Annotated in this window: 20 protein-coding genes and 1 pseudogene; 10 read left to right on the forward strand and 11 right to left on the reverse strand. The window is 72.2% G+C overall.

What is annotated here, in order from left to right:
• Positions 1–280: 280 nt before the first annotated feature.
• Both EBO15_RS04300 and EBO15_RS04305 read left to right on the forward strand, forming a co-directional pair.
• Positions 281–868, forward strand: a complete 588-nt coding sequence (locus EBO15_RS04300) for a SigE family RNA polymerase sigma factor (RefSeq protein WP_378237246.1) — start codon at positions 281–283, stop codon at positions 866–868.
• Positions 865–1,548 carry a hypothetical protein gene (locus EBO15_RS04305; RefSeq protein WP_122192978.1) on the forward strand — a complete coding sequence of 228 codons (684 nt, stop codon included), beginning with the start codon at positions 865–867 and terminating at the stop codon, positions 1,546–1,548. The genes EBO15_RS04300 and EBO15_RS04305 overlap by 4 nt, the downstream gene beginning before the upstream one ends.
• A gap of 25 nt (positions 1,549–1,573) precedes the next feature.
• Here the strand turns inward: EBO15_RS04305 and EBO15_RS04310 are convergent, their stop codons facing one another.
• The 3 genes from EBO15_RS04310 to hrcA are packed head-to-tail and all read right to left on the reverse strand — an operon-like array spanning position 1,574 to position 4,481.
• Complete coding sequence (locus EBO15_RS04310) at positions 1,574–2,305, reverse strand: 16S rRNA (uracil(1498)-N(3))-methyltransferase (protein WP_122192979.1); 732 nt, start codon at positions 2,303–2,305, stop codon at positions 1,574–1,576.
• A gap of 22 nt (positions 2,306–2,327) precedes the next feature.
• Positions 2,328–3,467: a molecular chaperone DnaJ gene (gene dnaJ / locus EBO15_RS04315; protein ID WP_122192980.1), complete on the reverse strand. Its 1,140-nt coding sequence runs from the start codon at positions 3,465–3,467 to the stop codon at positions 2,328–2,330.
• On the reverse strand, positions 3,468–4,481 hold the full coding sequence (gene hrcA, locus EBO15_RS04320) for a heat-inducible transcriptional repressor HrcA (protein WP_122192981.1): 1,014 nt from the start codon (positions 4,479–4,481) through the stop codon (positions 3,468–3,470). It lies immediately after the preceding gene.
• Between the two features lie 140 nt (positions 4,482–4,621).
• On the opposite strand from hrcA, the pseudogene EBO15_RS04325 reads away from it, so the two are divergent.
• Together EBO15_RS04325 and EBO15_RS04330 are read left to right on the forward strand one after the other, a co-directional pair.
• Positions 4,622–5,439 (forward strand): annotated as a pseudogene (locus tag EBO15_RS04325) (DUF3097 domain-containing protein).
• A gap of 120 nt (positions 5,440–5,559) precedes the next feature.
• Positions 5,560–6,210, forward strand: a complete 651-nt coding sequence (locus tag EBO15_RS04330; protein ID WP_122192982.1) for a DUF4870 domain-containing protein — start codon at positions 5,560–5,562, stop codon at positions 6,208–6,210.
• Positions 6,211–6,287: 77 nt separating this feature from the next.
• Here the strand turns inward: EBO15_RS04330 and hemW are convergent, their stop codons facing one another.
• On the reverse strand, positions 6,288–7,490 hold the full coding sequence (gene hemW, locus EBO15_RS04335; RefSeq protein WP_122192983.1) for a radical SAM family heme chaperone HemW: 1,203 nt from the start codon (positions 7,488–7,490) through the stop codon (positions 6,288–6,290).
• Positions 7,491–7,593: 103 nt separating this feature from the next.
• On the reverse strand, positions 7,594–8,052 hold the full coding sequence (locus EBO15_RS04340) for an antitoxin YezG family protein (RefSeq protein WP_122192984.1): 459 nt from the start codon (positions 8,050–8,052) through the stop codon (positions 7,594–7,596).
• A gap of 312 nt (positions 8,053–8,364) precedes the next feature.
• Between EBO15_RS04340 and EBO15_RS04345 the strand changes: the two genes are divergently transcribed.
• The 3 genes from EBO15_RS04345 to EBO15_RS04360 all read left to right on the forward strand — a co-directional run bounded on the left by EBO15_RS04345 (position 8,365) and on the right by EBO15_RS04360 (position 11,639).
• Positions 8,365–9,234 (forward strand): hypothetical protein, encoded by an 870-nt coding sequence (locus EBO15_RS04345; RefSeq protein ID WP_147481376.1) that lies wholly within the window; start codon positions 8,365–8,367, stop codon positions 9,232–9,234.
• A 110-nt stretch (positions 9,235–9,344) separates the two neighbouring features.
• Positions 9,345–10,799 (forward strand): hypothetical protein, encoded by a 1,455-nt coding sequence (locus EBO15_RS04355; RefSeq protein WP_158628130.1) that lies wholly within the window; start codon positions 9,345–9,347, stop codon positions 10,797–10,799.
• A 180-nt stretch (positions 10,800–10,979) separates the two neighbouring features.
• Positions 10,980–11,639: a DUF4870 domain-containing protein gene (locus tag EBO15_RS04360; protein WP_122192987.1), complete on the forward strand. Its 660-nt coding sequence runs from the start codon at positions 10,980–10,982 to the stop codon at positions 11,637–11,639.
• A 7-nt stretch (positions 11,640–11,646) separates the two neighbouring features.
• Here EBO15_RS04360 and EBO15_RS04365 read toward each other — a convergent pair whose 3' ends face one another.
• Together EBO15_RS04365 and lepA are read right to left on the reverse strand one after the other, a co-directional pair.
• Positions 11,647–12,498: a Uma2 family endonuclease gene (locus EBO15_RS04365; RefSeq protein ID WP_122192988.1), complete on the reverse strand. Its 852-nt coding sequence runs from the start codon at positions 12,496–12,498 to the stop codon at positions 11,647–11,649.
• A gap of 184 nt (positions 12,499–12,682) precedes the next feature.
• Positions 12,683–14,539, reverse strand: a complete 1,857-nt coding sequence (lepA, locus tag EBO15_RS04370; protein WP_122192989.1) for a translation elongation factor 4 — start codon at positions 14,537–14,539, stop codon at positions 12,683–12,685.
• Positions 14,540–14,821: 282 nt separating this feature from the next.
• Here lepA and rpsT point away from each other — a divergent pair, with 282 nt between their 5' ends.
• On the forward strand, positions 14,822–15,088 hold the full coding sequence (gene rpsT / locus EBO15_RS04375; RefSeq protein WP_122192990.1) for a 30S ribosomal protein S20: 267 nt from the start codon (positions 14,822–14,824) through the stop codon (positions 15,086–15,088).
• 88 nt (positions 15,089–15,176) lie between these two features.
• Positions 15,177–15,713 carry an RNA 2'-phosphotransferase gene (locus EBO15_RS04380; RefSeq protein WP_122193042.1) on the forward strand — a complete coding sequence of 179 codons (537 nt, stop codon included), beginning with the start codon at positions 15,177–15,179 and terminating at the stop codon, positions 15,711–15,713.
• Here EBO15_RS04380 and EBO15_RS04385 read toward each other — a convergent pair.
• On the reverse strand, positions 15,710–16,207 hold the full coding sequence (locus tag EBO15_RS04385; protein ID WP_122192991.1) for a hypothetical protein: 498 nt from the start codon (positions 16,205–16,207) through the stop codon (positions 15,710–15,712). The genes EBO15_RS04380 and EBO15_RS04385 overlap by 4 nt on opposite strands.
• Positions 16,208–16,276: 69 nt before the next feature.
• Here EBO15_RS04385 and EBO15_RS04390 point away from each other — a divergent pair, with 69 nt between their 5' ends.
• On the forward strand, positions 16,277–17,134 hold the full coding sequence (locus tag EBO15_RS04390) for a LysR family transcriptional regulator (RefSeq protein WP_267898378.1): 858 nt from the start codon (positions 16,277–16,279) through the stop codon (positions 17,132–17,134).
• A 317-nt stretch (positions 17,135–17,451) separates the two neighbouring features.
• On the opposite strand, the gene holA is transcribed toward EBO15_RS04390, so the two are convergent.
• The 3 genes from holA to EBO15_RS45120 form a co-directional block, all read right to left on the reverse strand.
• On the reverse strand, positions 17,452–18,411 hold the full coding sequence (holA, locus tag EBO15_RS04395; RefSeq protein ID WP_122192993.1) for a DNA polymerase III subunit delta: 960 nt from the start codon (positions 18,409–18,411) through the stop codon (positions 17,452–17,454).
• Between the two features lie 160 nt (positions 18,412–18,571).
• Complete coding sequence (locus EBO15_RS04400; RefSeq protein ID WP_233615931.1) at positions 18,572–20,383, reverse strand: DNA internalization-related competence protein ComEC/Rec2; 1,812 nt, start codon at positions 20,381–20,383, stop codon at positions 18,572–18,574.
• A 2,013-nt stretch (positions 20,384–22,396) separates the two neighbouring features.
• Complete coding sequence (locus EBO15_RS45120; protein ID WP_199744322.1) at positions 22,397–23,041, reverse strand: ComEA family DNA-binding protein; 645 nt, start codon at positions 23,039–23,041, stop codon at positions 22,397–22,399.
• Between the last annotated feature and the right edge of the window lie 780 nt (positions 23,042–23,821).

Here is a 23,821-nt window from a genome sequence, read left to right on the forward strand (position 1 = left end):
CTTTCCCCGCGCCGACCTGCGACGCCGACTGAGACCGTGACCAAGGCCACCCGCAACCGGTAAGGTCCTTGATCGATCCTCGGTGGAACCTTCGGTGGAACGCCGCATTCCGGCGTGCCACTGGATTAGGGTTCCAAGTCAGGCGTTCCCCCCGGCCCGGTGCCCCGAGCCACGCCTGCACCGGTCGGGTGCGCCCTGTCACGGCCCGCCCCCGCGACCGCCCGAACGGGGGGTGGGGGACGGCAAAGGCGGCGGATAGGTGACCGAGGCACAGCAGAAGATGCCCTTTCGTAAACCGGACGACGAGGGTGCGCGTCCTACAGACGTGACCGAGACCCTCGTGGCCAGGGGAACGGCGGGGGCAGTCGCCGTCGCCTGGGACGCCGACCAGGCGGTGACGGCCCTCTACAGCGCCAACTACCGCTCCCTGGTGCGGCTCGCCGCCATGCTCGTCCGGGACGCCGGGACCGCCGAGGAGGTCGTCCAGGACGCGTTCGTCGCGATGCACGGCGGCTGGCGCCGGCTCCGCGACCCGGACAAGGCCCTGTCGTACCTGCGGCAGGCGGTGGTCAACCGGTCACGCTCGGTGCTGCGGCACCGCGCGGTGGTGGAGAAGTACGCCCCCAAGGGGCTGCCCGACGCCCCCAGCGCGGAGGCCGGGGCCATCGGCGAGCTGGAGCGCTCGGCGGTGGTGGACGCGCTGCACCGGCTGCCCGCGCGGCAGCGCGAGGCCCTGGTTCTGCGCTACTACGCCGATTTGTCCGAAGCGGAGATCGCCGCGACGATGGGCATCTCGAAGGGCGCCGTGAAGAGCCACACGGCGCGCGGGATGGCCGCGATGCGCAACGTTCTGGAGCAGTTCTCATGACCACGGGCCCCCACGACGAGCACGGCGAGATCCTGCGCCGTGCCCTGCACGCGGAGGCGGAGCGGGTCACCCCCTCGGCGGACGGCCTGGAACGCATCCGCGCCGGCATCGCCGAGCGGGAGCGGCGCCGGTTTCCCGTCCGGTCCGGATGGGACTGGTTCACCGCCAACTGGACGCGCCCGGTCCTGGCGGTGGGCGCGGCCCTGGCCATCGCGGGCCTCGGCGTCTCGGCACCCCAGACGTTCGACCTGATCCAGTCGCCCATGGGCAACGACGGCCCCTTCGCCAAGAGCCACCACGGCTCCCCGAGCGGGACGGGCACGGACTCGACCGACTCCTCCACGCCGCCGCAGGGCTCTCCCACGCCGGGGCACGACCCGTCCGGGACGGCGCCCCCGCGGACCTCCGAGGGGCCGGTGTCGTCCACGACGACGCCGACCTGCCCGCCCGAGACGGAGGCGCCGTCCGGGGAGGCGCCGTCCACCCAGGGTTCGACCCGGCACCAGGTGTCCGGGAAGTCCGGGCCGCCGTCGTGTCCGACGCACACCCCGACGCCGCCGACCGGCACCCCCACGCCGACGCCGAGCACGCCGACGCCCAAGCCGACCGAGAGCTCTTCCCCGCCGCCCACGACCACGCCCGAGGGCAACGTCACCGACGCCCCCGCCACCTCGGGCTGAGCCCTCCGGCGGGTCCCTGAGGGATCTACCAGCGGCCGGTGGCGGCCAGCAGGACGGACGCGGCGGCGACGCCCGCGGTGGAGGTGCGCAGGACGGTCGGGCCGAGCAGCGCCGGGCGTCCCCCGGCGGCACCGAGCCGTTCGACCTCGTCCTCGCTGAGGCCGCCCTCGGGGCCGACCACGATGACCAGGTCGCCGTCCGTCGGCGGCTCGAGCGCGGTCAGCGGCTCGGCGGCCTCCTCGTGCAGCAGGACGGCGGCGGACGCGGCGGCGATGCGCTTCTCGACGTCCGCGGTGGACGCGAGCTCCGCCACGACCGGGAAGTGGGCGCGGCGGGCCTGCTTGGCGGCCTCCCGCGCGGTGGTCCGCCAGCGGCCGAGGGACTTCTCGCGCCGCTCGGGCCTCCACTGGGTGATGCAGCGCGCGGCGGACCACGGGACGATCTCGTCCACGCCGACCTCGGTCATGGTCTCGACGGCCAGCTCGCCCCGGTCGCCCTTCGGCAGCGCCTGGACGACGACCAGGCGCGGACGCGGAGCGGGCACGCGCCGCCGGGACAGGACGTCCAGGGTGAGGGACGCCTTGTCGGCGGTGGCCACGACGCACTCGGCGACCAGGCCCGCGCCGTCGGTGAGGTCGACGCGCTCACCGGAGCGCAGCCGCCGCACGGCCGCCGCGTGCCGGCCCTCCGGGCCGTCCAGGAGGACGTGATCGCCCTCCAGGCGGCCCGGCTCGGCCAGGAACACCGGCGCGCTCACCGGCGGCCCCGTCGGGGGCGGCTCATCCGTGCGGGTTGAAGACGTCCCGCAGGCGGGAGAAGACGCCGCGCTGCCCGGGGGCGAACTTGCCGGGCGGGCGCTCCTCGTCGCGCAGCTGCGCGAGCTGCCGCAGCAGGGCCTCCTGCTCCTCGTCCAGCTTCGTCGGGGTCTCGACGTTGACATGGATGTGCAGGTCGCCGCGGCCGGACTCGTTCAGGTGCCGGACGCCCCGCCCGTACAGGCGGATCACCTCGCCGGACTGCGTGCCCGGCTTGATGTCGATGTCCTCCGCGCCGTCCAGCGTCTCGACGGTGACGTTGGTGCCGAGCGCGGCGGCGGTCATCGGGATGCCGACCGTGCAGTGCAGGTCGTCGCCCTCGCGCTCGAAGATCGGGTGCGGCTTCTCGACGATCTCCAGGAACAGGTCGCCGGGCGGGCCGCCGCCGGGGCCGACCTCGCCCTCGCCCGCGAGCTGGATGTGGATGCCGTTCTCGACGCCCGCCGGGATCTTGACCTTGACGGTGCGCCGGGTGCGGACCCGGCCGTCGCCGGAGCACTCCGGGCAGGGGTTGCGGATCACCGAGCCGAAGCCGCCGCACTGCGGGCACGGCCGGGACGTCATGACCTGGCCGAGGAAGGACCGCTGCACCTGCTGCACCTCGCCCCGGCCCTGGCACATGTCGCAGGTCTCGGGGTGGGAGCCGGGCGCGGAGCCCTCACCGTGGCAGGTGTCGCAGACCACGGCGGTGTCGATGGACAGCTCGCGGGTGGTGCCGAACGCCGTCTCGTTCAGGTCGAGCTCGACCCGGAGCGTGGCGTTGCGGCCGCGCCGGGCCCGCGAGCGCGGGCCGCGCGCCGACGCCGTACCGAAGAAGGCGTCCATGATGTCGCTGAACGGGAAGCCCGCGCCGAAGCCGCCGGCCCCCGCGCCCGCGCCGCCGCCCGGGGCGAACGGGTCGGCCCCCAGGTCGTACATCTCGCGCTTCTTGGGGTCGGAGAGCACCTCGTACGCCTGGGTGATCTCTTTGAACTTCTCCTGCGTCTCGGGATCGGGGTTGACGTCGGGGTGCAGCTCGCGGGCGAGCCTCCGGTACGCCTTCTTGATCTCGTCCGCGCCGGCCTCACGGCGGACGCCGAGGGTCGCGTAGTAGTCGTTGGCCACCTACGACCCCGCCAGGATCTGTCCGACGTAGCGTGCCACTGCCCGTACCGCTCCCATCGTGCCGGGGTAGTCCATCCGTGTAGGCCCGAGTACACCGAGGCGGGCCAGAGTGAGGTCGCCGACGCCGTACCCGGCGGCGACCACGGAGGTCGAACGGAGCCCCTCGTCGGGGTTCTCCGTGCCGATCCGAACCGTAACAGTAGAGGAGTCCGCGGACTCCCCGAGCAGCCGCATCAGCACGACCTGCTCTTCCAGCGCCTCCAGGACGTCCCGGAAGCTCCGCGAGAAGTCGACGGAGGCGAGGTTGGCGGCGCCCGCGAAGACGACCTTCTCCTCGTGCTTCTCCACCAGGGTCTCCAGCAGGACCGACAGCACCGCCGCGGCGGCGGGCCGCTCCTCCGGGGAGACCTTCTCGGGCAGGTCGGAGACCGCGCCGGGGACGTCGCCGAACGCCAGGCCCGACAGGCACGTGTTGAGCAGCGCCCGCAGGTGCCCGGCCGACTCCTCGGTCAGTCCGGAGGGGATCTCGATCAGCCGCTGCTCGACCCGCCCGGTGTCGGTGATCAGGACGAGCAGGACCCGCCCGGTCGCGACCGGGACCAGCTCCACGTGCCGGACGTACGAGCGGGTCAGCGACGGGTACTGCACCACCGCGACCTGCCGGGTGAGCTGGGCGAGCAGCCGGACGGTGCGGCCGACCACGTCGTCCAGGTCGTAGGCGCCGGACAGGAACGTCTCGATGGCGCGCTTCTCCGCCTTGGAGAGGGGCTTGATCGTGGACAGCCGGTCGACGAACAGCCGGTACCCCTTGTCGGTGGGGATGCGGCCGGCGCTCGTGTGCGGCTGCTGGATGTAGCCCTGTTCCTCCAGGACGGCCATGTCGTTGCGGATGGTCGCGGGCGACACGCCGAGATTGTGCCGGTCCACCAGAGCCTTGGAGCCGACCGGCTCGTTGGTGGAGACATAGTCCTCGACTATGGCGCGCAGGACCGCGAGTTTCCGGTCGTCGAGCACGTCGTCACCTCCCCTGCCCCCGTTACTGGCACTCCATACTTCCGAGTGCCAAGTGTACGGCCCTGAGGGGACATCCCGAATCCGCCCGGAGCACGGTTCGCGCCCCGGGCCCTTCGCCGGAGTCGTTATTGTCGTCCTCCGTGCGGAGCAAGGACTACGGTGACGACGTTCTGGCGGGCGACTGGCGGCGGCCCCTGAAGGGCACGATCCCGGACGTCCCGGCCGACCCCGGCCTGGTCGCCGAGGACCCCGCGAGCGGGTTCTGCGGCGCGGTCGTCGGCTGCGACAAGTTCGGCGTGACGCTGGAGGACCGGCACGGCGGACGGCGGATCTTCCCGCTGGCCAAGGCGGGGTTCCTGATCGACGGACGGCCGGTGACGCTGGTCCGGCCAGGCCGGCGGAGCCCTCGGGGCCGCTGCGCTCGGCGTCCGGGTCGGTCGCGGTGCGGGGGCTGCGCGCGCGGGTCGCCCAGGAGTCCCGGATCTACGTCGAGGGCGCCCACGACGCCGAGCTGGTCGAGAAGATCTGGGGCCACGACCTGCGGGTCGAGGGCGTCGCCGTGGAGTTCCTGGAGGGCGTGGACGATCTTCCCGCGATCGTCCGGGAGTTCGGGCCCGAGGAGGACCGGAGGCTGGGCGTCCTGGTGGACCACCTGGTGGAGGGCTCCAAGGAGAGCCGGATCGCCGCGCGGGTCTCTTCTCCGCACGTGCTGGTCACCGGGCATCCGTTCATCGACATCTGGGAGGCGGTCAAGCCGTCCGCGGTCGGGATCCGCGCCTGGCCCCGCGTCCCGCGCGGCGTCCCCTGGAAGGAGGGCGTCCTGGACGCGCTGGGCTGGCGGATGGAGACCGGCGAGGCCTGGAAGCGCATCCTCGGGCGGGTGAACACCTACGCCGACCTGGAGCCTGAGCTGCTGGGACGGGTCGAGGAGCTCATCGACTTCGTGACCGCCCCCTGACACTGCGTAACTTTACCATTACTCTCCGCATTCACCCCTGATCTGGCGGAATATCGGACAGCGACCGGTCCGTTACTCGTTACAGGACGTGTCCGTGTTCTCACGCCAGAGGGGGCCGAGATGACCAGCCGAGGCAGAACACCCACGCAGGGCCACAGGTCCACCCTCATCCACCCCGCGCGCGCCCACGAGGCGCCCGACGGCGACCCGCGCGGCCTCAGGCCGGGCGACCGCCCCCGTGGCGACCGCCGGCCGGGCGGCTGGACACCGGGCGCCGCCCCGGCCGACCGGATCCCGGGCGGCTACGTGCCGCGGACGTACGTCCCCGCCGAATGGGCACAGGCCGAGCTGGGGATGCCGCTTCCGCCGCCCGTCACCCCGTGGGAGCGCGACAAGGCCGGATGGGCCGAACTGAGCGGCCTGATCGGCATGTCCGCCGCGGCGGTGTTCTCCGCGTTCACCCTGGGCCTGCTGGTCCTCGCCACGTGGATCGCGCCGTTCGTGTTCCTCACGCTCTACAAGAACCACTCGCCGTACGTCCGCTACCACGCGACCCAGGCCCTGAACGTCCAGCTCACGGGTCTGATCGTCGGTGTGGGCGCGGTGCTGCTCTCGGCCGCCACACTCGGCCTCGCCGCGGTGCTGGCGATCCCGATCACGCTGGTCTTCTGGCTCGTCCAGTTCGTGTTCGTGATCATCGCGACCTCGCGGGCCGAGGCAGGCGAGTGGTACGCCATCCCGGCGTTCCTCGCCTGGCCGATGGTCCGCTGACCGGGCCTCTGCCGTCCGGGCCTTGTTCCGGGCCCAGGGAGCGCTGATCAGGACGCCGCCGGCCGCGGCCCGCCCGCTCAGGTGAGGTCGCGGACGACGGCGTCGGCGAGGAGGCGGCCGCGCAGGGTGAGAACCGCGCGGCCGTCGTCCACCGGCTCGAGCAGGCCGTCCGCGACCAGGCTCCGGACGGCCCCGTCGTCGAGCAGGTCGACCGGGCAGCCGTCCGCGAGCCGCAGTTCCAGCATGATCCGCTCGACGGTCCTGTCCTCGTCGGTGAGGATCTCGCGCGCGTGCGCGGGGGTGACCCCCTCGGCGAGCCGGGACGCGTAGGCAGCCGGGTGCTTGACGTTCCACCAGCGCGTCCCGCCCACATGGCTGTGCGCTCCGGGGCCGACGCCCCACCAGTCCGCCCCCGTCCAGTACAGGAGGTTGTGGCGGCAGGCGGCGTCGGCGTCCTTCGCCCAGTTGGAGATCTCGTACCAGCGCAGGCCCCGCGCGGACAGCATCTCGTCGGCCATCAGGTAGCGGTCGGCCATCGCGTCGTCGTCCGGAGCGGCCAGCTCACCCCGCCTGACCTGCGCGGCGAGCCGCGTGCCGTCCTCGACGATCAGGGCGTACGCCGAGACGTGGTCGGGCTCGCACGCGAGGGCCGCCTCCAGGGACGCCCGCCAGTCGCCGTCGGTCTCCCCCGGCGTCCCGTAGATCAGGTCCAGGTTGACGTGCTCGAATCCGGCGGCGCGCGTCCACTCGACCACCTGCGGGACGCGTCCGGGCGTGTGCGTGCGGTCGAGCACCTTCAGGACATGCTCCCGCGCGCTCTGCATCCCGTACGAGACGCGCGTGAAGCCCACCTCGCGCAGGCGCGCGAGGTACTCCTCGTCGACCGACTCGGGATTGGCCTCCGTCGTGACCTCCGCGCCCGGCGCCAGGCCGAACTCCTTGTCGATCGCGTCCAGGACGCGGCCCAGATCGTCCGGGGAGAGCAGGGTCGGCGTGCCGCCGCCCACGAAGACCGTCTCGACGGGAAGATCCGCCTCACCCAGCACCCGGCGGGCCATCCGGACCTCGGCGACGGCGGTCTCGGCGTAGGAGTCGCGGCTCGCGCCGGGGCCGAGCTCGGTGGCCGTGTAGGTGTTGAAGTCGCAGTAGCCGCAGCGGGTCACGCAGAACGGCACGTGGACGTAGAAGGCGAACGGGCGCGCACCCAGCCCCGCGAGGGCGCTGCCGGGCAGCGCCCCGTCGGCGGGGACGGGATCTCCGTCGGGAAGGGTCGAGGGCACCCTCCAAGTCTGCCCCGCCCGGCGCCCTGCTCGGAACGTCGCCGGGGCCGCCATGATCACGGGCGCGGTCCGGCCCGGTCGGGCCAGGTCGGGTCAGGTCGGCTCAGCGGGCGGGGAAGAGCCCGGCCTGGCGGAGCTTGGCGCGCAGCCACCCCGGGATGTGCTCGTCCGCGCGCGGGAAACGATCAAGGTCCTGCCGGTAGGCGGACGGCCCGAGCGGCGGCCTGAAGTCGGGCTCGGTGTCGTAGTCGAACTCGGCGCTGAACCGGCCGGACCGCTCGACCGACAGCCTCGCGGTGAACCAGGCGCCCTTGTCCCGCCGGTACATCGCGCGGCGCAGCTCGTCCATCCGGCCGACGGCCTGGCCGGGCGGCATCGCGGTGCGGGTCCGGCCGTCCGTGTCGACGATCTCGAAGGTGGCGCTGTCGATGCCGACCGTCGCGCGGAACTCCAGCCCGAGCCGCTCCCAGGTCTCCGGGGCCGCCGCACGCAGCGCGCGGACGGCGCCGTTCACGGCCTCCCGCTCGCGTGGGCTGCGGAGAACCTGCTCGGAGTGGGTCACGGTGGAACCTCCGGACATTACGGGAGCGGCGGGAACATCGGATGCGAACCGGCGCCCCGTGGCGTCCCGGACCGGGCGGCCGGGCCGTTCTGACGACGGTACCGACATCCCGGCGCAGGCCAAGCTCGGCCCGCCGTGTCGCCCCCAACACGCTCCGTCGCCCTGCCGGACATCTCGGATATCCCACCGTGATCATCCCGAACGCCCTCCTCACCGGCCGTCCCGGCGGGGGCCGCGAGGCTCGGGGCCGCGGCGTTCGGGGGCTGCGGTGGGCGCGCGGTTTCGGGCATCCGGGGCGGATAGGGTCGCGGGGTGGCTTGGGAACGGGGTCTGGTACCGGCGCGGGTGCTGCTGCGGGGCGACGAGGACGGCTGGGGGTGCACGGTCGTCTCCGAGTGCGGCCGGTCCGCCGACGAGCGGCTGCCCGGGCCCGGCGTGCGCTGGCAGACCGGCGTCCGCCGCCGCGAGGGCGAGCCGCCGTGGTGGTCCCGGCAGCTCGCCGAGGCCGCCGAGGGCCTGCGCGAGCTGGTCGGCCGGAGGATCACCGACCGGACCTTCGCCGAGCTCGGTGTGGAGACCGAGATCTCCTGGTTCGCGGTGCGCGATCCGGTCGAGTGGGAGGGCCTGGTCACGCTGCGCGACCCCGACCCGGCGCGGTTCCCCGGCGAGGTCCCGCCGTTCGTGGTCACCTTCCAGCCGGGCCGCGGCGTGCTGCTCCCGGACCACCACCTGCTGTTCTCCACCGAGGCCGCCGACGTCTGGACGACCCTCGCCGCCATCGCCGAGAGCTGCGGCAGCCCGCCTCCCCTTTCCCGGTTCCTGTGCGGCTGGGACGGGCACCGCGACATCCGGATCGGCCGCGGCAGCCTCCAGGCGTCCACCGGTATCGGCTCGGACGGCGTGGAGCGGCTCGGCCAGGTCCACGTCGGGCGCCCGCCCGGCTGGGCCGGCAACCCCGAACTGCGTCCCCGGCTGGACGGCATCGACCTGCTCGACGAACCCGCCGCCGACGTCACCGGCCTGTTCCGCGAGCTCGGGCACGAGGTCGAGGAGCACGGGCCGTCCGTTCACCTTCCGGCGATGGGCCTCCGGCTGAGCCGTCCGCTCGACGCTCCGGAGTCGTTCGCGTTCATCGGGGCGTCCCTGGAGTTCCCGGCTCCCCTGGCCGACGGTCTCCGCTAGCCGGGACGCCATGAAAGAGTGTCCGGTTCGCCAGTTGCCCACGAACCCGACACACACCGGGGATCTTCCTTTCACCGGGTCGCAATCAACCGCGCCTAGCTTCCGGGCACATGGACCTTCGCCTGCGCCACCTCACCCTCGGCCTCGCGGCCGGACTCGCCGCCGTCCCGCTCGTCACCGTCCCCTCCGCGTCCGCCTCCGCCTCCGCCTCCGCCTCCGCCGCATCCGCCGCGTCCACGTCCGCCGCGTCCGGGCTGGTCGTGGAACGGTCCGGCCCGGCCCGCTCGGTCGCGTTCACCGCCGCCCGCGACGGCGAGGCGGTGATCGGCTTCACCGTCTCGGCCCCCGGCGTGTCCTGGGCCCGCAAGGGCGCGGAGGCCGCGCTCCTCGCGGTCTCGGTGGACGGACGCCACGTCACCGACCTGCTCGTCCCGTCCGCCGACCCGACGCCCCGCACGCTCGGCCTCGGAACCGTCCGGCACGGACGCCACAAGGTCACGTTCCGGTGGGCCAAGGGCTCAGCGGCCGAGGCGCGGCGCGTCGTGCTGTCCAAGCCCAAGGTGCGCCAGCCCAAGGACGACCAGCTCGTCCTGCGGCACGCACCGATCGTCGTCGGACGCACGCTCGACGCGTCCGGCAGGCCCGGTGGCGACCCGTACCAGAACGCCTACACCGACGCCCCGCTCGTCGCGTGGCACGAGACGCTGCCCGCCGCGACGCCCGGCCACAAGGTCCTCGAGTACTCGGTGATCTGGAGCAACGAGGACGGCGGCACCGACACGCCCGCGCTGATGGCCCGCTGGGGCCGCACCACCGACATCGAGTGGGTGTACCGCGTCGAGGTGGACGCCGCCGGGAACCGCGTCCCGAGCACCGCCGTCTACCAGGCCCCCGAGCACCAGACCCTCGGGTTCACGGGCCGCTACGAGGGCGACCACCCGGTCATGCAGACCTGCACGCTGAACAACAACATGTGCGACACGGCCACCCCCGACGCCAGGCTCCGCTTCCTGCTCGACACCACGGCGACGCGTCCGGCCGACCGCGCCCGCGAGTACCTCATGGACCAGAACCCCTGGACGTACCGCATCACCGCCCAGGAGATGGACCGCGAGGGCAAGATCGAGAACCCCTCCTCCCCGGACACCCAGGCGGTCGGCGACCTGCGCACCTACCTGTACCTCGAGTTCACCAAGACCACGGGCGCGGCGCCCGGCACCGGGTCGGCGCCGGGCGTGAGCCTCGGCGTCCGGCTGAAGAGCGACCCGTCCCGCCTCTACCGCTCCGACCACTCGGTGCCGTCGTGGTCGATCAGCCGGGACGGCTCGCCCGCCACGACCGTCGAGCTCCCGGCCGGGACGACGGTCGCCGACGTCGCGTCCGTCGAGGCCGTCCGGCAGCCGACCGGCGACGGCGACAACGGCGCGTCCGCGACCGTGACCTCGATCCGCCGCGGCTTCTTCCTCGACCGGAACTACCTGCCGCAGGCGAACTCCAGCATCACCTGGACGGGCTCGGCGACGGTGTCCCCGTCCGCCCCGTCCGCCGTCCTCTGGCACTCCTGAGACAAGGGACGGGCCCCTGGGCTGTCGGCCCGGGGGCCTGTCCCTTCCGGCCTCACCGAACCGCCGGGCCCGTGACCGGGTCGAGACGCGGAGCGCCGGAACCGGGGCGCCTGTGGCGGCGTCGTAAGGGTCGTACACTTCTCCCTCACCCTTCGCCGCACCCCGGAGAGGACGCACCGCATGGCCTACGGGCCTCCTCCGCAGCAACCCGGCGCCTGGCAGCAGCAGCCGCAGAACCAGCCATGGCAGCAGAGCGGACGCGACTGGCAGCAGCCGTCCCCCCAGAGCTGGCAACAGCCCCCGGCAGGACAGCCCGGCCCCGGCCAACCCGGCTCCGGGCAGCCGGGCCCCGGACAAGCCGGCCTCGGACAGTCCGGCTTCGGGCAGCCCGGCGGGCAGGCCTGGCAACAGCAGCAACCTCCCGCCGGCGCCGTCCAGAGCGGCTGGCAGAGCGCGCCGCCCGCCGCCGCGCCACCCACCACGGCGCCGCCCGAGCCCGAGCACTACGGCGAGATCGGCTACGACGAGATGACGTGGGCGCTGATGGCCTACATCGGGCAGTTCCTCGTCTCCGTCATCGCCCCCGCCGTCGTCTACCTCGGCAAGGCCCGGCACCCGTTCGTCCGGCGGCACGCCGCGCAGGGCCTCAACATGGGCATCGCGTCCGCCGCGGTCTGGGCCCTCGGCGGCCTGATCTCCCTGATGTTCCCCGCGATCCTATGGCTGCTGGTGCTGTTCTCGGGCGTCGTGATGGGTTTCCTGGTCTACGCGGCGCGCGCCGCGAACCGGGGCGAGTTCCGCCAGGTGCCGGTCTTCATCGCCTGGCCCCTCATCAAGTAGCCGCCGCTCAGGACGCGTCCCCAGAGCCCGCTTCCCCTTCGGCCGCAGGCGCGGTCCCGGCCTCCTGCGCGGGTTCGCTCTCGGGCGCCGGCTCCGCCTCGGACGGGCCCGGCAGGACGGTCATCGTGCCGGGCTCGCCGGGCTCCTGGTCCAGCCGGACGACGCGTCCCGGGTAGGCGCGGCGGGCGATCTCGACGTCCCGGTCGTCCCACTCGCCGTAGAACACGGGACAGCCGTCCCACAGCTCGACCTTCTCCGCGCCGGTCGGCCAGCGGTGGCCGAACGCGTCGATGAGGATCGGGTCCTCACCATGCGGCAGATCGGGGCCGACGCGACGGGCGATGGGGTCGTCGGGCTCGGACGCCGGGTCGGGCACGGCGGGGCTCCTTCCGGGGACGGTGCGGCGGGGCTGCCGCTCGAAGATCTGGTCGGGGGCCAGCTCGATGTCGAACGGGACGGTCAGCTTGGCGGAGCGTCCCCAGGTGACCATCGCGCGCTCGGCGTACCGGCTCGTGTCGTCCAGCTCGAAGGCCTGAAGGCAGGGCTCGTCGCCGCGCAGGTCGACGATCCAGTAGGCGTCGACGCCGGAGCGCTCGAGCAGGGCGCGCCGCGGTCCGAGGTCGGCCGCGCGGGAGGCCGGGGAGACGACCTCGACGGCCAGCAGCGGGGCGCCGCGGATGAACCACTGGTCGCCCGCGGCCTGCTCCTTGCGGAAGACCATCAGGTCGCAGCGCAGCCAGGTGTCGTCGGTCAGGCGTGCGCCGAAGCCGGTGAGGGACTCCTGGCCGCCGAGCTGGGCGAGGCCGACCGGAATGACCAGATCGGACACCAGAACCTGGTGCAGGAGGGTGTGCGTCACGACGGACAGTGTTGTCCTCGCGGCGCGGCGTCACCACCGCTTTGGGCAAAGCCGCATGGCCCCGGAGGAAGGTCCACCGGCCCGCGCGGACACGGCCCGAGCCCGGGCCGGACGCCGAACCGGCCCCCTACGAACGAAGCGGCCCCGCTGAGCAGGGCCGCTTCGGACGATCAAAGGCGGAGGGCTACTTCTTGCCGCCCTTGTCGGCGGCGGACGACGAGGACTCACCGGTGGACAGCGCGGCGACGAACGCCTCCTGTGGAACGTCCACACGGCCGATCGTCTTCATCCGCTTCTTGCCCTCCTTCTGCTTCTCCAGCAGCTTGCGCTTACGGGAGATGTCTCCTCCGTAGCACTTGGCGAGGACGTCCTTGCGGATGGCGCGGATGTTCTCGCGCGCGATGATGCGCGCGCCGACGGCGGCCTGGATGGGCACCTCGTACTGCTGCCGCGGGATGAGCTCCTTCAGCTTGGAGGTCATCAGCAGGCCGTACTCGCGGGCCTTGTCCTTGTGCACGATCTGGCTGAACGCGTCGACCGACTCGCCCTGCAGCAGGATGTCGACCTTGACCAGGTCCGACTCCTGCTCGCCCGCGGGCTCGTAGTCGAGCGAGGCGTAGCCGCGGGTCCGGGACTTCAGCTGGTCGAAGAAGTCGAAGATGATCTCGGCGAGCGGCATCGTGTACCGGATCTCGACCCGGTCCTCCGACAGGTAGTCCATGCCGAGCAGCACGCCGCGCCGCCCCTGGCACAGCTCCATGATCGCGCCGATGTGGTCCGAGGGGGTGAGGATCGTCGCCTTCACCACCGGCTCGTACACGTTGCCGATCTTGCCCTCGGGGAACTCGCTGGGGTTGGTGACGACGTGCTCGGTGCCGTCCTCCATCACCACGCGGTAGACCACGTTCGGCGCGGTGGAGATCAGCGAGAGGTTGAACTCGCGCTCCAGCCGCTCCCGGACGATCTCCATGTGCAGCAGGCCGAGGAAGCCGCAGCGGAACCCGAACCCGAGCGCCGCCGACGTCTCCGGCTCGTAGACCAGCGCCGCGTCGTTCAGGCGCAGCTTGTCGAGCGCGTCCCGCAGGTCGGGGTACTGGTCGCCGTCCATCGGGTAGAGGCCCGAGAACACCATGGGCTTCGGGTCCTGGTAGCCGCCGAGCGCCTCGGCGGCGGGCCGGGTCGCGCCGGTGACGGTGTCGCCGACCCGCGCCTGCCGGACGTCCTTCACACCGGTGATCAGGTAGCCGACCTCGCCGACGCCGAGCCCGCTGACCGGCTTGGGCTCCGGCGAGATGACCCCGACCTCGAGCGTCTCGTGCGCCGCGCCGGTCGACATCATCAGCGACTTCTCGCGCCGCGACAGGTGGCCGTCCACGATCCGGACGTAGGTGACCACGCCGCGGTAGGTGTCGTACACCGAGTCGAAGATCAGCGCGCGGGCCGGGCCGTCCGGGTCGCCGACCGGCGCCGGGACGGTCTCGACCACGCGGTTCAGCAGCTCCGCGACGCCCTCGCCGGTCTTGCCGGACACCTTGAGCACGTCGGACGGGTCGCAGCCGATGATCCCGGCGAGCTCCTCGGCGTACTTCTCCGGCTGCGCGGCGGGCAGGTCGATCTTGTTCAGCACCGGGATGAGGTGCAGGTCGGCGTCCAGCGCCAGGTACAGGTTCGCGAGCGTCTGGGCCTCGATGCCCTGCGCCGCGTCCACCAGCAGGATCGCGCCCTCGCAGGCCGCCAGCGACCGGGACACCTCGTAGGAGAAGTCCACGTGGCCGGGGGTGTCGATCAGGTTCAGGACATAGTCGGTGCCGTCCTCGCCCCGCCAGGGCAGCCGCACCGCCTGCGACTTGATCGTGATGCCGCGCTCGCGCTCGATGTCCATCCGGTCGAGGTACTGGGCGCGCATCGAGCGCTCGTCGACGACCCCTGTGAGCTGCAGCATCCGGTCGGCCAGGGTCGACTTGCCGTGGTCGATGTGCGCGATGATGCAGAAGTTGCGGATGATCGCGGGGTCGGTCTTGTTGGGCTCAGGCGCAGGCACCGGGATCCGTTCGCAAACTCACTGGTGGACAGGACATGGCAGACTTCCTCTACCGTCCTCCATGGTCCCATGTCCAGGGGGATGCTCCGTGCACCGCCCCGGAGCCCGTTCCGACGGGCCGGGTTTTGGCCTGGGCTCACGGATTGGTAAGCTGTGCGACTGCGTGTGGCGTAGCGTCGTGCCGAGGGGCACCGTCCGCCCCGTTCAACGTTCGTACATCTCCGGGCGCGCGGTCGTCGCGTGCCGGGAACAGGATCGCAACCAAGGCTGAGGCACTACGACGTGGCTAACATCAAGTCCCAGATCAAGCGGAACAAGCAGAACGAGAAGGCTCGCCTGCGGAACAAGGCCGTCAAGTCGGAGCTGAAGACGGCGATCCGCAAGTTCCGCGAGGCCGCCGAGGCCGGCAACGCCGACGCCGCGGCCGCCGCGCAGCGCGACGCCGCCCGCAAGCTCGACAAGGCCGTCAGCAAGGGCGTCATCCACAAGAACCAGGCCGCCAACCGCAAGTCGGCCATCGCCAAGCGCGCCGCCGAGCTGGCCAAGTAAGGCCGCTTTCAGGCTTCACGACGAGGCCGTCATCCCGGCGCGGGATGACGGCCTCGTCGTTCTGCTTTCCCCGGATACCGTGGCGGCCATGGACGAACGCCGCCTGGTGAAGATCTCGAAGTATCTCGCCAAGCACCTGCGGCACCGTCCGGAGCGGATCGGGCTGACCCTGGCCGAGGACGGCTGGGCCGATGTGGACGATCTCCTCGCGTCCGCCCGGCGGCACGGCTTCCCGATCACCCGGGCCGAGCTCGAGCACGTCGTCGCGGCCAACGACAAGCGGCGCTACGCCTATGACGGCCACCGGATCCGTGCCAACCAGGGGCATTCGGTCCCCGTCGAGCTGGGCCTGCCCAGCGTCCCGCCGCCTCCCGCCCTCTACCACGGGACGGTCCCTGCGGCCCTGGACGCGATCATGACCGAGGGCCTGCTGCCGATGCGGCGGCACGCCGTCCACCTGTCCCCCGACCGCGCCACCGCCGAGCGCGTGGGCGCCCGCCGCGGCGTCCCGGTCGTCCTCACGGTGGCCGCCGCCGAGATGGCCGCGGACGGCCACGAGTTCCGCCTGAGCGAGAACGGCGTCTGGCTCGTCGCCCACGTCCCGCCGCGCTACCTGACCCGCTAGGCCACCAGATCCGCGCGGATCATCGCGACCGTCTCCGGCCAGGTCAGGGGGTTGGGCAGCCGCTCGGGGACGGGCCCGTCCTGCGGCCCGAACAGGTACCGGCGCCGCACGACCCCGGCCAGCGCCCGATGCACGTCGACCCGGTCGTCGATCATGTGCGTGATGCCGAGCTGGGCGCAGTGCACGGCCTTCTGCGCCCGTTTGCGGCAGAACCGGACGTTGCGGCGCGGCATTCCGGTCCGTCCGGAGACATCGTGGTGATCAAGCCATGCCAGCGTCTTCCGCTGCACGCGCTCACCGCACTTGGAGATGATCCACACCCGTCCACCGAACAGCCGGACCAGCTCCTCCAGGCCCTCGAACGCACCCTCGTTGGGCGGGGACGCGAGCGCGTCGCGCAACGTCCCGCTCAGAAACACCGTGTCGGCCTTCCCCGGCGACAGCGGACCACCTTGAATGACGCGTCCGAAATCAACGCCGAGCCTTGGTTCCATGCGTCCAGCGTCGCGACCCCGAAGCTCGAGCAGAACTATCTCTTGAGCCGCCATCTATAGTTTGTGCCTATGGAACGGCTGTCGACCGACGCGCTCGCCTCCTTCGCCGTGTTCGCCGCGCACCTCAACTTCACGCGCGCCGCCGAGGACCTGCACATCTCGCAGCCCGCCCTGCACACCAAGATCCGCAAACTCGCGGACGACCTGGGCCGCCCCCTCTACCGCCGCCAGGGCCGCGCCCTCGCCCTCACCCCGGACGGCGAACGGGTCGCCCGCTTCGCCCGCGAACTGGACGACCGGATGTCCACGTTCCTGTCCGACCTCAACGGGACGTCCCGGACCCGCGTCCCCGTGCTCGCGGCGGGCGAGGGCGCCTACCTGTACCTGCTCGGCCCCGCCGTCCGCCGCCTCCACGCGGCCACCGGCGTCCGCCTCGTCAACGGCGACCGCTCACGCGTCCTCACGGCCGTCCGAAGCGGCGCCGCCGACGTCGGAGTCGCCGTCCTGGACGTCCTGCCCGCCGACCTCACCGCGACGCCTCTGGCGACGTTCCCGCAGGTCCTGTCCATGCCCGCCGTCCACCCACTGGCGTCCCGCCCCACCCTGACCCTGGCCGACCTCGCCGGGACGTCCCTGATCGTCCCGCCCCCGCACGGCCCCCACCGGGCCTCCCTGGAACGCGCCCTCCGCGCCGCCGACGTCCCCTGGACCGTCGCCGTCGAGGCGTCCGGCTGGCCCCTCATCCTCCACCTGGTCACCCTCGGCGCCGGCCTCGCCGTCGTGAACGGCTGCGTCCCCGCGCCCCCGGGCCTCGTCCACCGGGAGATCACCGACCTCCCACCCGTCCCGTACCACACCCTCCACCACCCCGACCGCACCCCCGACCCCACCGTCACCACCCTCCTGACCACCCTCCACGCCCCCTGAACCCACCACGGCCCAACGGCCGCCAGCCCACCGACCGAGCCATGTCAGTAGGGCGGCAACGGTTCATGTGAAGCAGGGAGGAATGGGGCCAACCGGGCCACGCCGGCGTCCGGCGAGTGGGGGGTCCAACCAGCCGGCGAACGCCGCCGAACACGGGACAAACAGGGCCAGCGGACGGAACAGGGCACGTGGATGACCGACATCACAGGTGCCGACCTGCCGACCTGCCGACCTGCCGACCAAGGCACAGCAGCCCATTCGACGAAGAACGGCATAGGCGAGCCCAACGAACCCCAGCAGGGTGGGACGAACGGTGATCAGCGCGCGGAACGGGCCGCGACGATGTCCGAGACCGCCTTCTCCAGGGCGTACGCCGGGTCGGCCGCACCGCCCTTGACCTGCGCGTCGGCCGCGGCGACCACGGTGAGAGCCCGCGCGACGCCGTCCCCTGACCAGCCGCGCAGCTGACGCTGCACCCGGTCGATCTTCCACGGGGGCATCCCCAGGTCCTTCGCCAGCGACGCCCCTCGAGCCCCCCGAGGCGCGCCCCCGACCTTCGCGAGCCCACGCACGCCCTGCGCCAGGGCACTCACGATCAGGACGGGCGCGACTCCGGTCGCGAGCGCCCACCGCAGCTGCTCCAGCGCGTCCGCGAGCTGCCCTTCGATGGCCTTGTCCGCCACGGTGAACCCGCTGACCTCGGCCCGCCCGCGGTAGTACCGCGCGATCGCCGCATCATCGATCTTCCCGCCGGTGTCGGCGACCAGCTGACTGCACGCGGCGGCCAGTTCCCGCAGGTCGTTCCCGACCGCGTCCACCAGCGTCCGCGCCCCGTCAGCGGAGATCTTCCCCCCGTGCCGCCGGATCTCGGCCCGCACGAAGTCGATCCGCTCGCCCGCCTTGGTGACCTTCGGACACGTGATCTTCCGGGCGCCCGCCTTGGCCAGCCCGTCCGCCAGCGCCTTCCCCTTGGCCCCGCCCGCGTGCACCGCGACGAGCGCCACATCGGGCGCGGGATTCTTCACATAGCCCAGCACCTCGGCCGCGAGATCCTTGTTCAGATCCTGCGACGACCGCAGCACCAGCACCTTCCCGCCGCCGAACAGCGAGGGCGACGTCAGCTCCGCCAGCCGTCCCGGCTCCATCCCCCCGGGCACGAGGTCGATGACCTCGGTCTCGGGATCCTCCGCCCGGGCCCCGGCGACCACGTCCCCGACCGCCCGCTCAACGAGCAGTTCCTCGTCCCCGACGATCAAAGTGATGGCGTCCACTGGCACCCCCCAACAATGCCACACCCCTCCCCCCACCCCGACCCGACAGCCCAAACACCGCCCTCAGGGGGACCTGCATCAACTGGCTTTGTCCAGTCCGATGTGACCTCTCGGGGCCGGCTGACGGCGTGGGGCCGGTGAGGAGGCACGGGTGCTCCCTTGACGGTCAATGGCGGGCAACGGTGGCGATGCCTGTGCGGGTTCGTACGACGGCGATGTCTCCCTGCCGGTCAGTGCGAAGAACGCGGATCCCGAGGTGTTGGAGGAGGCCGACGGTGTGGGGGGACGGGTGGCCGTAGTCGTTGTCCTTCCCCACGGAGACCAGCCCGATCGAGGCGTGGGCGGCGGCCAGGAAGGGACGGTGCTGGCTTCGTGAGCCATGGTGGGGAACCTTCAGGACCTGGACATGCGGCACAGCCGAGACCAGGGCTTGCTGGGCCTCGGTTTCGACGTCGCCTGGCAGGAGGGCGCTGAAGCCGGGACGGGTCGCGACCAGGACGATGCTGGCGTTGTTCATGACTGTGCCCTCGTCCTGCGCGGTGAGCCGGGGCTTGGACGTGGCGGGCGCGAGGACGGTCAGGGCCAGGTCTCCGACATGCCAGCTGTCGCCGGGGCCGGCGGGACGAAGGGGGACGCCACCCGCGAAGCGGGCCTCGCGGCCGAACCCCAGGGGCGTGACCAGCACCAGTCCGACGCGTCGTCCGTGCCGGATGCCCGGAACACCGTCAATGTGATCGGCATGCGGGTGCGTCAGGACCAGCAGCGGCACCTCGCGGACATGGAGACGCTGGAGACAGCCGTCCATCGCACTCGGGTCCGGCCCGGCATCGACAACAACGGCGCGACCTGGGCCCGCTGACAGGACGAGACCGTCCCCCTGGCCCACATCACATGCGACGAGCTGCCAGCCCGGCGGGGGCCATCCGGGAGCGAGGACGTGCATGCACACGACCCCCGCCAGGACTCCCGCCATCGCGGCCGCGAACAACAGTCGCAGGCGTCGCGAGCGCAGCATCGCGATGGTGATGGCACCTGCCGTGAGCAGGCCTGCCGCACCCAACGCGCCGCTCGCCCATGGCAGGGTGGCATAGGGCAGGGTCGAGGCCGTCCTGGCGACCCAGATGATCCACCGCACGGGGTACTCGGCCGGCCAGAGGACGAGACCGGCGAGGGACGGGGAGAACGGCGCGACCACCGCCGCCGCGGCACCGAGCAGCGTCGCCGGCGCGACCGCCGGATCGGCGAGCAGGTTGGCGGCCACCGATACGACGCCCAGCTCGCCCGACATCATCACCAGGATCGGGGCCACCGCCAGCTCGGCGGCCACCGCGACGGCCAGGGCGTCCGCCACGAAGTCGGGCAGCCGTCGCCGGAGCCGCTCGCGCCAGGCCGGGGCGAGAACGAGCAGCCCCGCCGTCGCCGCGGCCGAGAGCGCGAACCCGTACGACCGGCTCAATCCCGGATCGACAAGGACGAGCAGGAGCACAGCCCCGGCCAGTGCGGGCACACCCTGGCGAGGACGTCCCGTGAACAGGGCCAGCAGACCGATGGTCGCCATGACCGCAGCGCGCAGCACGCTCGGATCCGGACGTGCGATCACAACGAACCCGACGACCGCGATTCCCGCGATCAGTGGCGCGCCCCGCCTCCCGAGCCCGCCCATCCGGCAGAGCGCCAGCACGGCACCGACGACGATCGCCAGGTTCGCCCCGGACACGACGAGAAGGTGGCTCAGTCCGGCCGTGGTGAAGTCCTCGGCGAGGTCCGGATCGAGGCGCGAAGTGTCACCGACGACCATGGCGGGCAGCACGCCTCGCGCGTCCGGATGCAGGACGTCGGCCGCCCGCCTCAGCTTCGCGCGGACGGCTCCCGCGACCCGCTGAATCTTCGACGGTCCGCTCATCACGGACGGCGGCCCGCGCACGAGCACCACCGCCGCCAGCAACTCCGCCCGCTTGGGCAGAGCGAGCCGTCCCACGCACCGGACCTTCACACTCGGAACCAGCCCACTCCACTCCCGGCCGGACGCGAGCAGCAAGACCGGAACCCTCGTCCGCACACCTCGCCCACGTCCCTCATACCGCTCCACCCGTGCTCGAACGATCACCGTTTCCCGTCCACCGACCTGCTTGGTCTTCGGATCGCTCGTGACGACGACCACCACCGCCGCGCTGTGATGCGCCCGCGCCCCCGCGAACACCGGCCCCGACCGCACCGCCGACGTCCGAAGCCCCACCCCGGTCGCGGACGCCGTGGCACACAACAACACGACTCCCCCGACCACCAACCAGTCCTCAGCCGAGCTGCCGTCCCGACGTCCCGGCCCGCCCGCCCGCACCCGCCTCCCGACCCCACGCCGCCCCACGAACCGGCCAAGTCTCACCAACCCGCCCGTCCGCTCAGGCCCCTTCGCTCCGCCCTGACTTCCCCACTCGCCCAACCTCACAGACGATCCCGCACCGACCCTCTGTGAACGCCGCTCGAACGAACCATGCGCTCGTCTGAAGCGAGCACGCAGGAGAAGCGCGCACGCTCCAAACGCACAGACCCCGGCCAGCAGGTAGCACACCCACGCGGACCGGCCCAAGCAGACGAAGGCACCAGCCCACGCACCCAACGCCGGGCCGATCAACCGCAAGTCATGCTCAACCGCCGGATGCTCCCCCTCCGCCGCAGCGCCCGGTGGCGCAGAACCCTGAATGGGCCCCGTTCCCCCCACATCCCCACTCACTTCCGTCGCCCTCCTTCACCCTTGGCAGACGCGCACACGCCTGCAGAGGCGGACGCACCTGTGGATGCAGACGTGCGCAGGAGCCCGCCGCCTCCTCCAGATGCGGCCGCCGCGTCCGGAGCCTCCGTGCCCTCGAGCACCCCTTCGTCCCCCCGCACCCGGACTAACTCGGTCGCAGCCGTGGACCCATGTGCCTTCACACGCCCCGGCGCCACCACGGACGTGGTCACCTCAATGCCCCTTCGCGCCTGCGCGGGTCCTGCCGCTTGCATGGAGCCTGACGAACGCGCGAAACCTGACGCTTGCACGGGGCTTCGCGTTCGTACGGGCCCAGCGCTCCCGCGAGACCTGACGCTCGCGCAGGGCCTGATGTACATCGGCGGCAGACCCTCGTCCGCTCCGACGGCCTGGAAGTGGGTTCCGGCGGAGTAAAGGTCGCCGATGCAGTCGAGGACGTCGCACTGGGGCATCTGACGACGCGCCGCCGCCCGGCTCGGCGGCGCATCGCTTGCACGGGGCCTGGCGCTCGCATGAGGGCTGGCGCTGACACCAGGGCTGGCGCTTGCGCGGCCGTGGGCGCGGGCGCGGGCGCGGGCGCTTGTGCGGGGCTTGGCGCCTGCGCGCACGCTGGTGTCTGCGCGGGGTCTGGGACCCACGCGGACGCTGGTGCCTGTGCAGACGCTGCCGCTTGTCGGGGTGTAGGTAGACGCAGTCGCGGTGTGCCTGGGCGAAGCGGGTTCATTTCCCTCCTTGTGGTTGGTGTCCGAGGCGAAGCAGCACCTGACTCCAGCGGCGAGGGCCGCCATGGACGCCATGTGCTCCGGATTCCGGAGCTGAAGGCACCCGTGTCGTCGGTGCTGAAGACACTGCGGGTGCGACGCCCCGCTGGTCTTGGTCCTGATGGAGGTTCGTCTGGGCGCCGGCGTGTGGTCGCGGGTGTCGGTGATGTGGGCCCACACCGTCACTGGTGCGGTGTGGAACTCTGCGGGCTGGCTGGCGGCGCTTCTGATCTGGCTCGCCGGGAACGATCACGCTGGCTGGGAGCCGGCGTGACCTTGCCCGTCTCCCTGTGGTCCCGGCCCGAATGACCACGCGCGGCATGTTCACGACAGGTGTCCTGCATCGAGCCGCGGACCAGAGACGAAGCCGACGGCATCCGGTGGGCCCATGCTCACTGCGGTCGCTTCGCTACGGCCGTCGCCTGCCATCGCTGTGGTCGTCGTTGCCGCCGCTCGAGGCGTCGCTGTGGTTGTGGGTGGGTCAGCCTGTGGTGTTGAGGAGGGGTTTGAGGTCGGTGAGGCGGCGGGCTCCGATGCCGGGGACCTCCTGGAGTTGGTCGACGCTGCGGAACGGGCCGTGTTGGGTGCGGTAGTCGATGATTCGGCGGGCCAGGACGGGGCCCACTCCGGGGAGTTGGTCGAGTTGTTCGGCGGTCGCGGTGTTCAGGTCGAGCGGGGTTCCGGCCGACGTCCCTGAAGGCATGCCCGGGGTGGTTCCGGTGGGCGGGGCCGGGCCTTGGCCTGGTGGGGGCGCGGGTGGGTGGATGCCCACGGCGATCTGTTCACCGTCCATGAGTTTGCGGGCGAGGTTCAGGGCGCCGGTGTCGGTGCCGGGGCGGACTCCTCCGGCGGCGTTGAGGGCGTCGGCCACGCGGGATCCGGCGGCGAGGGTCAGTACGCCTGGACGGCGGACCTTGCCGATCACCTGGACGACCAGTTGCGGCCCCGCCGAGGGGCGGCCGGACGCGACGGTCGTGCTCGTCTCGCTCGCCGACACCGACAGGGACGGCGATACCGCGGCGGACGCCGTCACCGGTTCGGGGCGTGGGCGCGCCATCCAGAGATAGCCGACCGCGACGAGTACCGCGATGACCCCGACGATCACCAGCGCCCGGACGCCGCCCATCCCAGGGTCCAGGCGATCACGTTCGAGGAGGCCACGGGCGCGGGCGAAGATGCGGGCGGAGAGCGGTTCGGCTGGGTGCGTCGGCGGATCTTTGGAGGCGTGTGGGGTCGTGTGCGGAGGCGTCCCGAGGAGGCGCCGTCTTGGGCGCTCGGCGTCCGCGTCCTCTGACGGCTCTCTCAAGGTCGTGTCTTGGAAAGGGGACGGCGGGGCCTGGTCCTGAGGCGGCTGGATGTCCGCTGGACGTCCGAGGCGAATCGGTGGCCTTGTGTGGTGCGCTGGGTCTGCCTCGGCGCCTGGGAGTGAGAAGGGGGCCTGGTCAGTGGCCGCCGCGGCGGGCCAGGCTTGCTGGTCCACGTGGGAGCGTTCGGCCGGGGACGCACTCATTTCGCCGTGCGGCTCCGGGGCTGGACGGGTCGTCGTGCCGGGGCGAAGGTTCGCACCAGGGGCGATGCTCGCGTCGGTTGACAAGGCGCCCAGGGGGCCGGTCGGAGGGGCGGCGGGCGGCCCGGGAAAGCCGGGGCGGGTGGGGGTCGAACGAAAGTGCGCGGCCGGTGGGGCCGTGTTGAGAATGTCCATGCATAAGACGCTAGAGACCCGAACCGCCGAACGAAAGCCAGGCGGCGAACTGTGGATAACCGCCGTTCTCGCAGGTGAGACGGCGATTCCGAGCGAAGGGACCAAGATCATCGGCAACTGTCGGCGGTGATCGGTAGATTGCCGGTCATGACACGGATGGCAGGGCTTGTCGCGGTCATTCTTGTCGGCCTCGTGTCGGCGGAT

Source organism: Actinomadura harenae (assembly GCF_003696215.1).
GTDB classification, from domain to species: Bacteria; Actinomycetota; Actinomycetes; order Streptosporangiales; family Streptosporangiaceae; genus Spirillospora; species Spirillospora harenae.

What these genes read in the sequence shown, in the direction of transcription:
- EBO15_RS04360 (WP_122192987.1), top strand. Translation starts at nt 10,980, where the DNA reads ATGGCCTACGGGCCTCCTCCGCAGCAACCCGGCGCCTGGCAGCAGCAG.
- EBO15_RS04380 (WP_122193042.1), top strand. Translation starts at nt 15,177, where the DNA reads ATGGACGAACGCCGCCTGGTGAAGATCTCGAAGTATCTCGCCAAGCAC.
- EBO15_RS04385 (WP_122192991.1), bottom strand. Translation starts at nt 16,207, where the DNA reads ATGGAACCAAGGCTCGGCGTTGATTTCGGACGCGTCATTCAAGGTGGT.
- EBO15_RS04300 (WP_378237246.1), top strand. Translation starts at nt 281, where the DNA reads ATGCCCTTTCGTAAACCGGACGACGAGGGTGCGCGTCCTACAGACGTG.
- EBO15_RS45120 (WP_199744322.1), bottom strand. Translation starts at nt 23,041, where the DNA reads ATGGGCGGCGTCCGGGCGCTGGTGATCGTCGGGGTCATCGCGGTACTC.
- EBO15_RS04305 (WP_122192978.1), top strand. Translation starts at nt 865, where the DNA reads ATGACCACGGGCCCCCACGACGAGCACGGCGAGATCCTGCGCCGTGCC.
- EBO15_RS04390 (WP_267898378.1), top strand. Translation starts at nt 16,277, where the DNA reads ATGGAACGGCTGTCGACCGACGCGCTCGCCTCCTTCGCCGTGTTCGCC.
- EBO15_RS04355 (WP_158628130.1), top strand. Translation starts at nt 9,345, where the DNA reads ATGGACCTTCGCCTGCGCCACCTCACCCTCGGCCTCGCGGCCGGACTC.
- EBO15_RS04330 (WP_122192982.1), top strand. Translation starts at nt 5,560, where the DNA reads ATGACCAGCCGAGGCAGAACACCCACGCAGGGCCACAGGTCCACCCTC.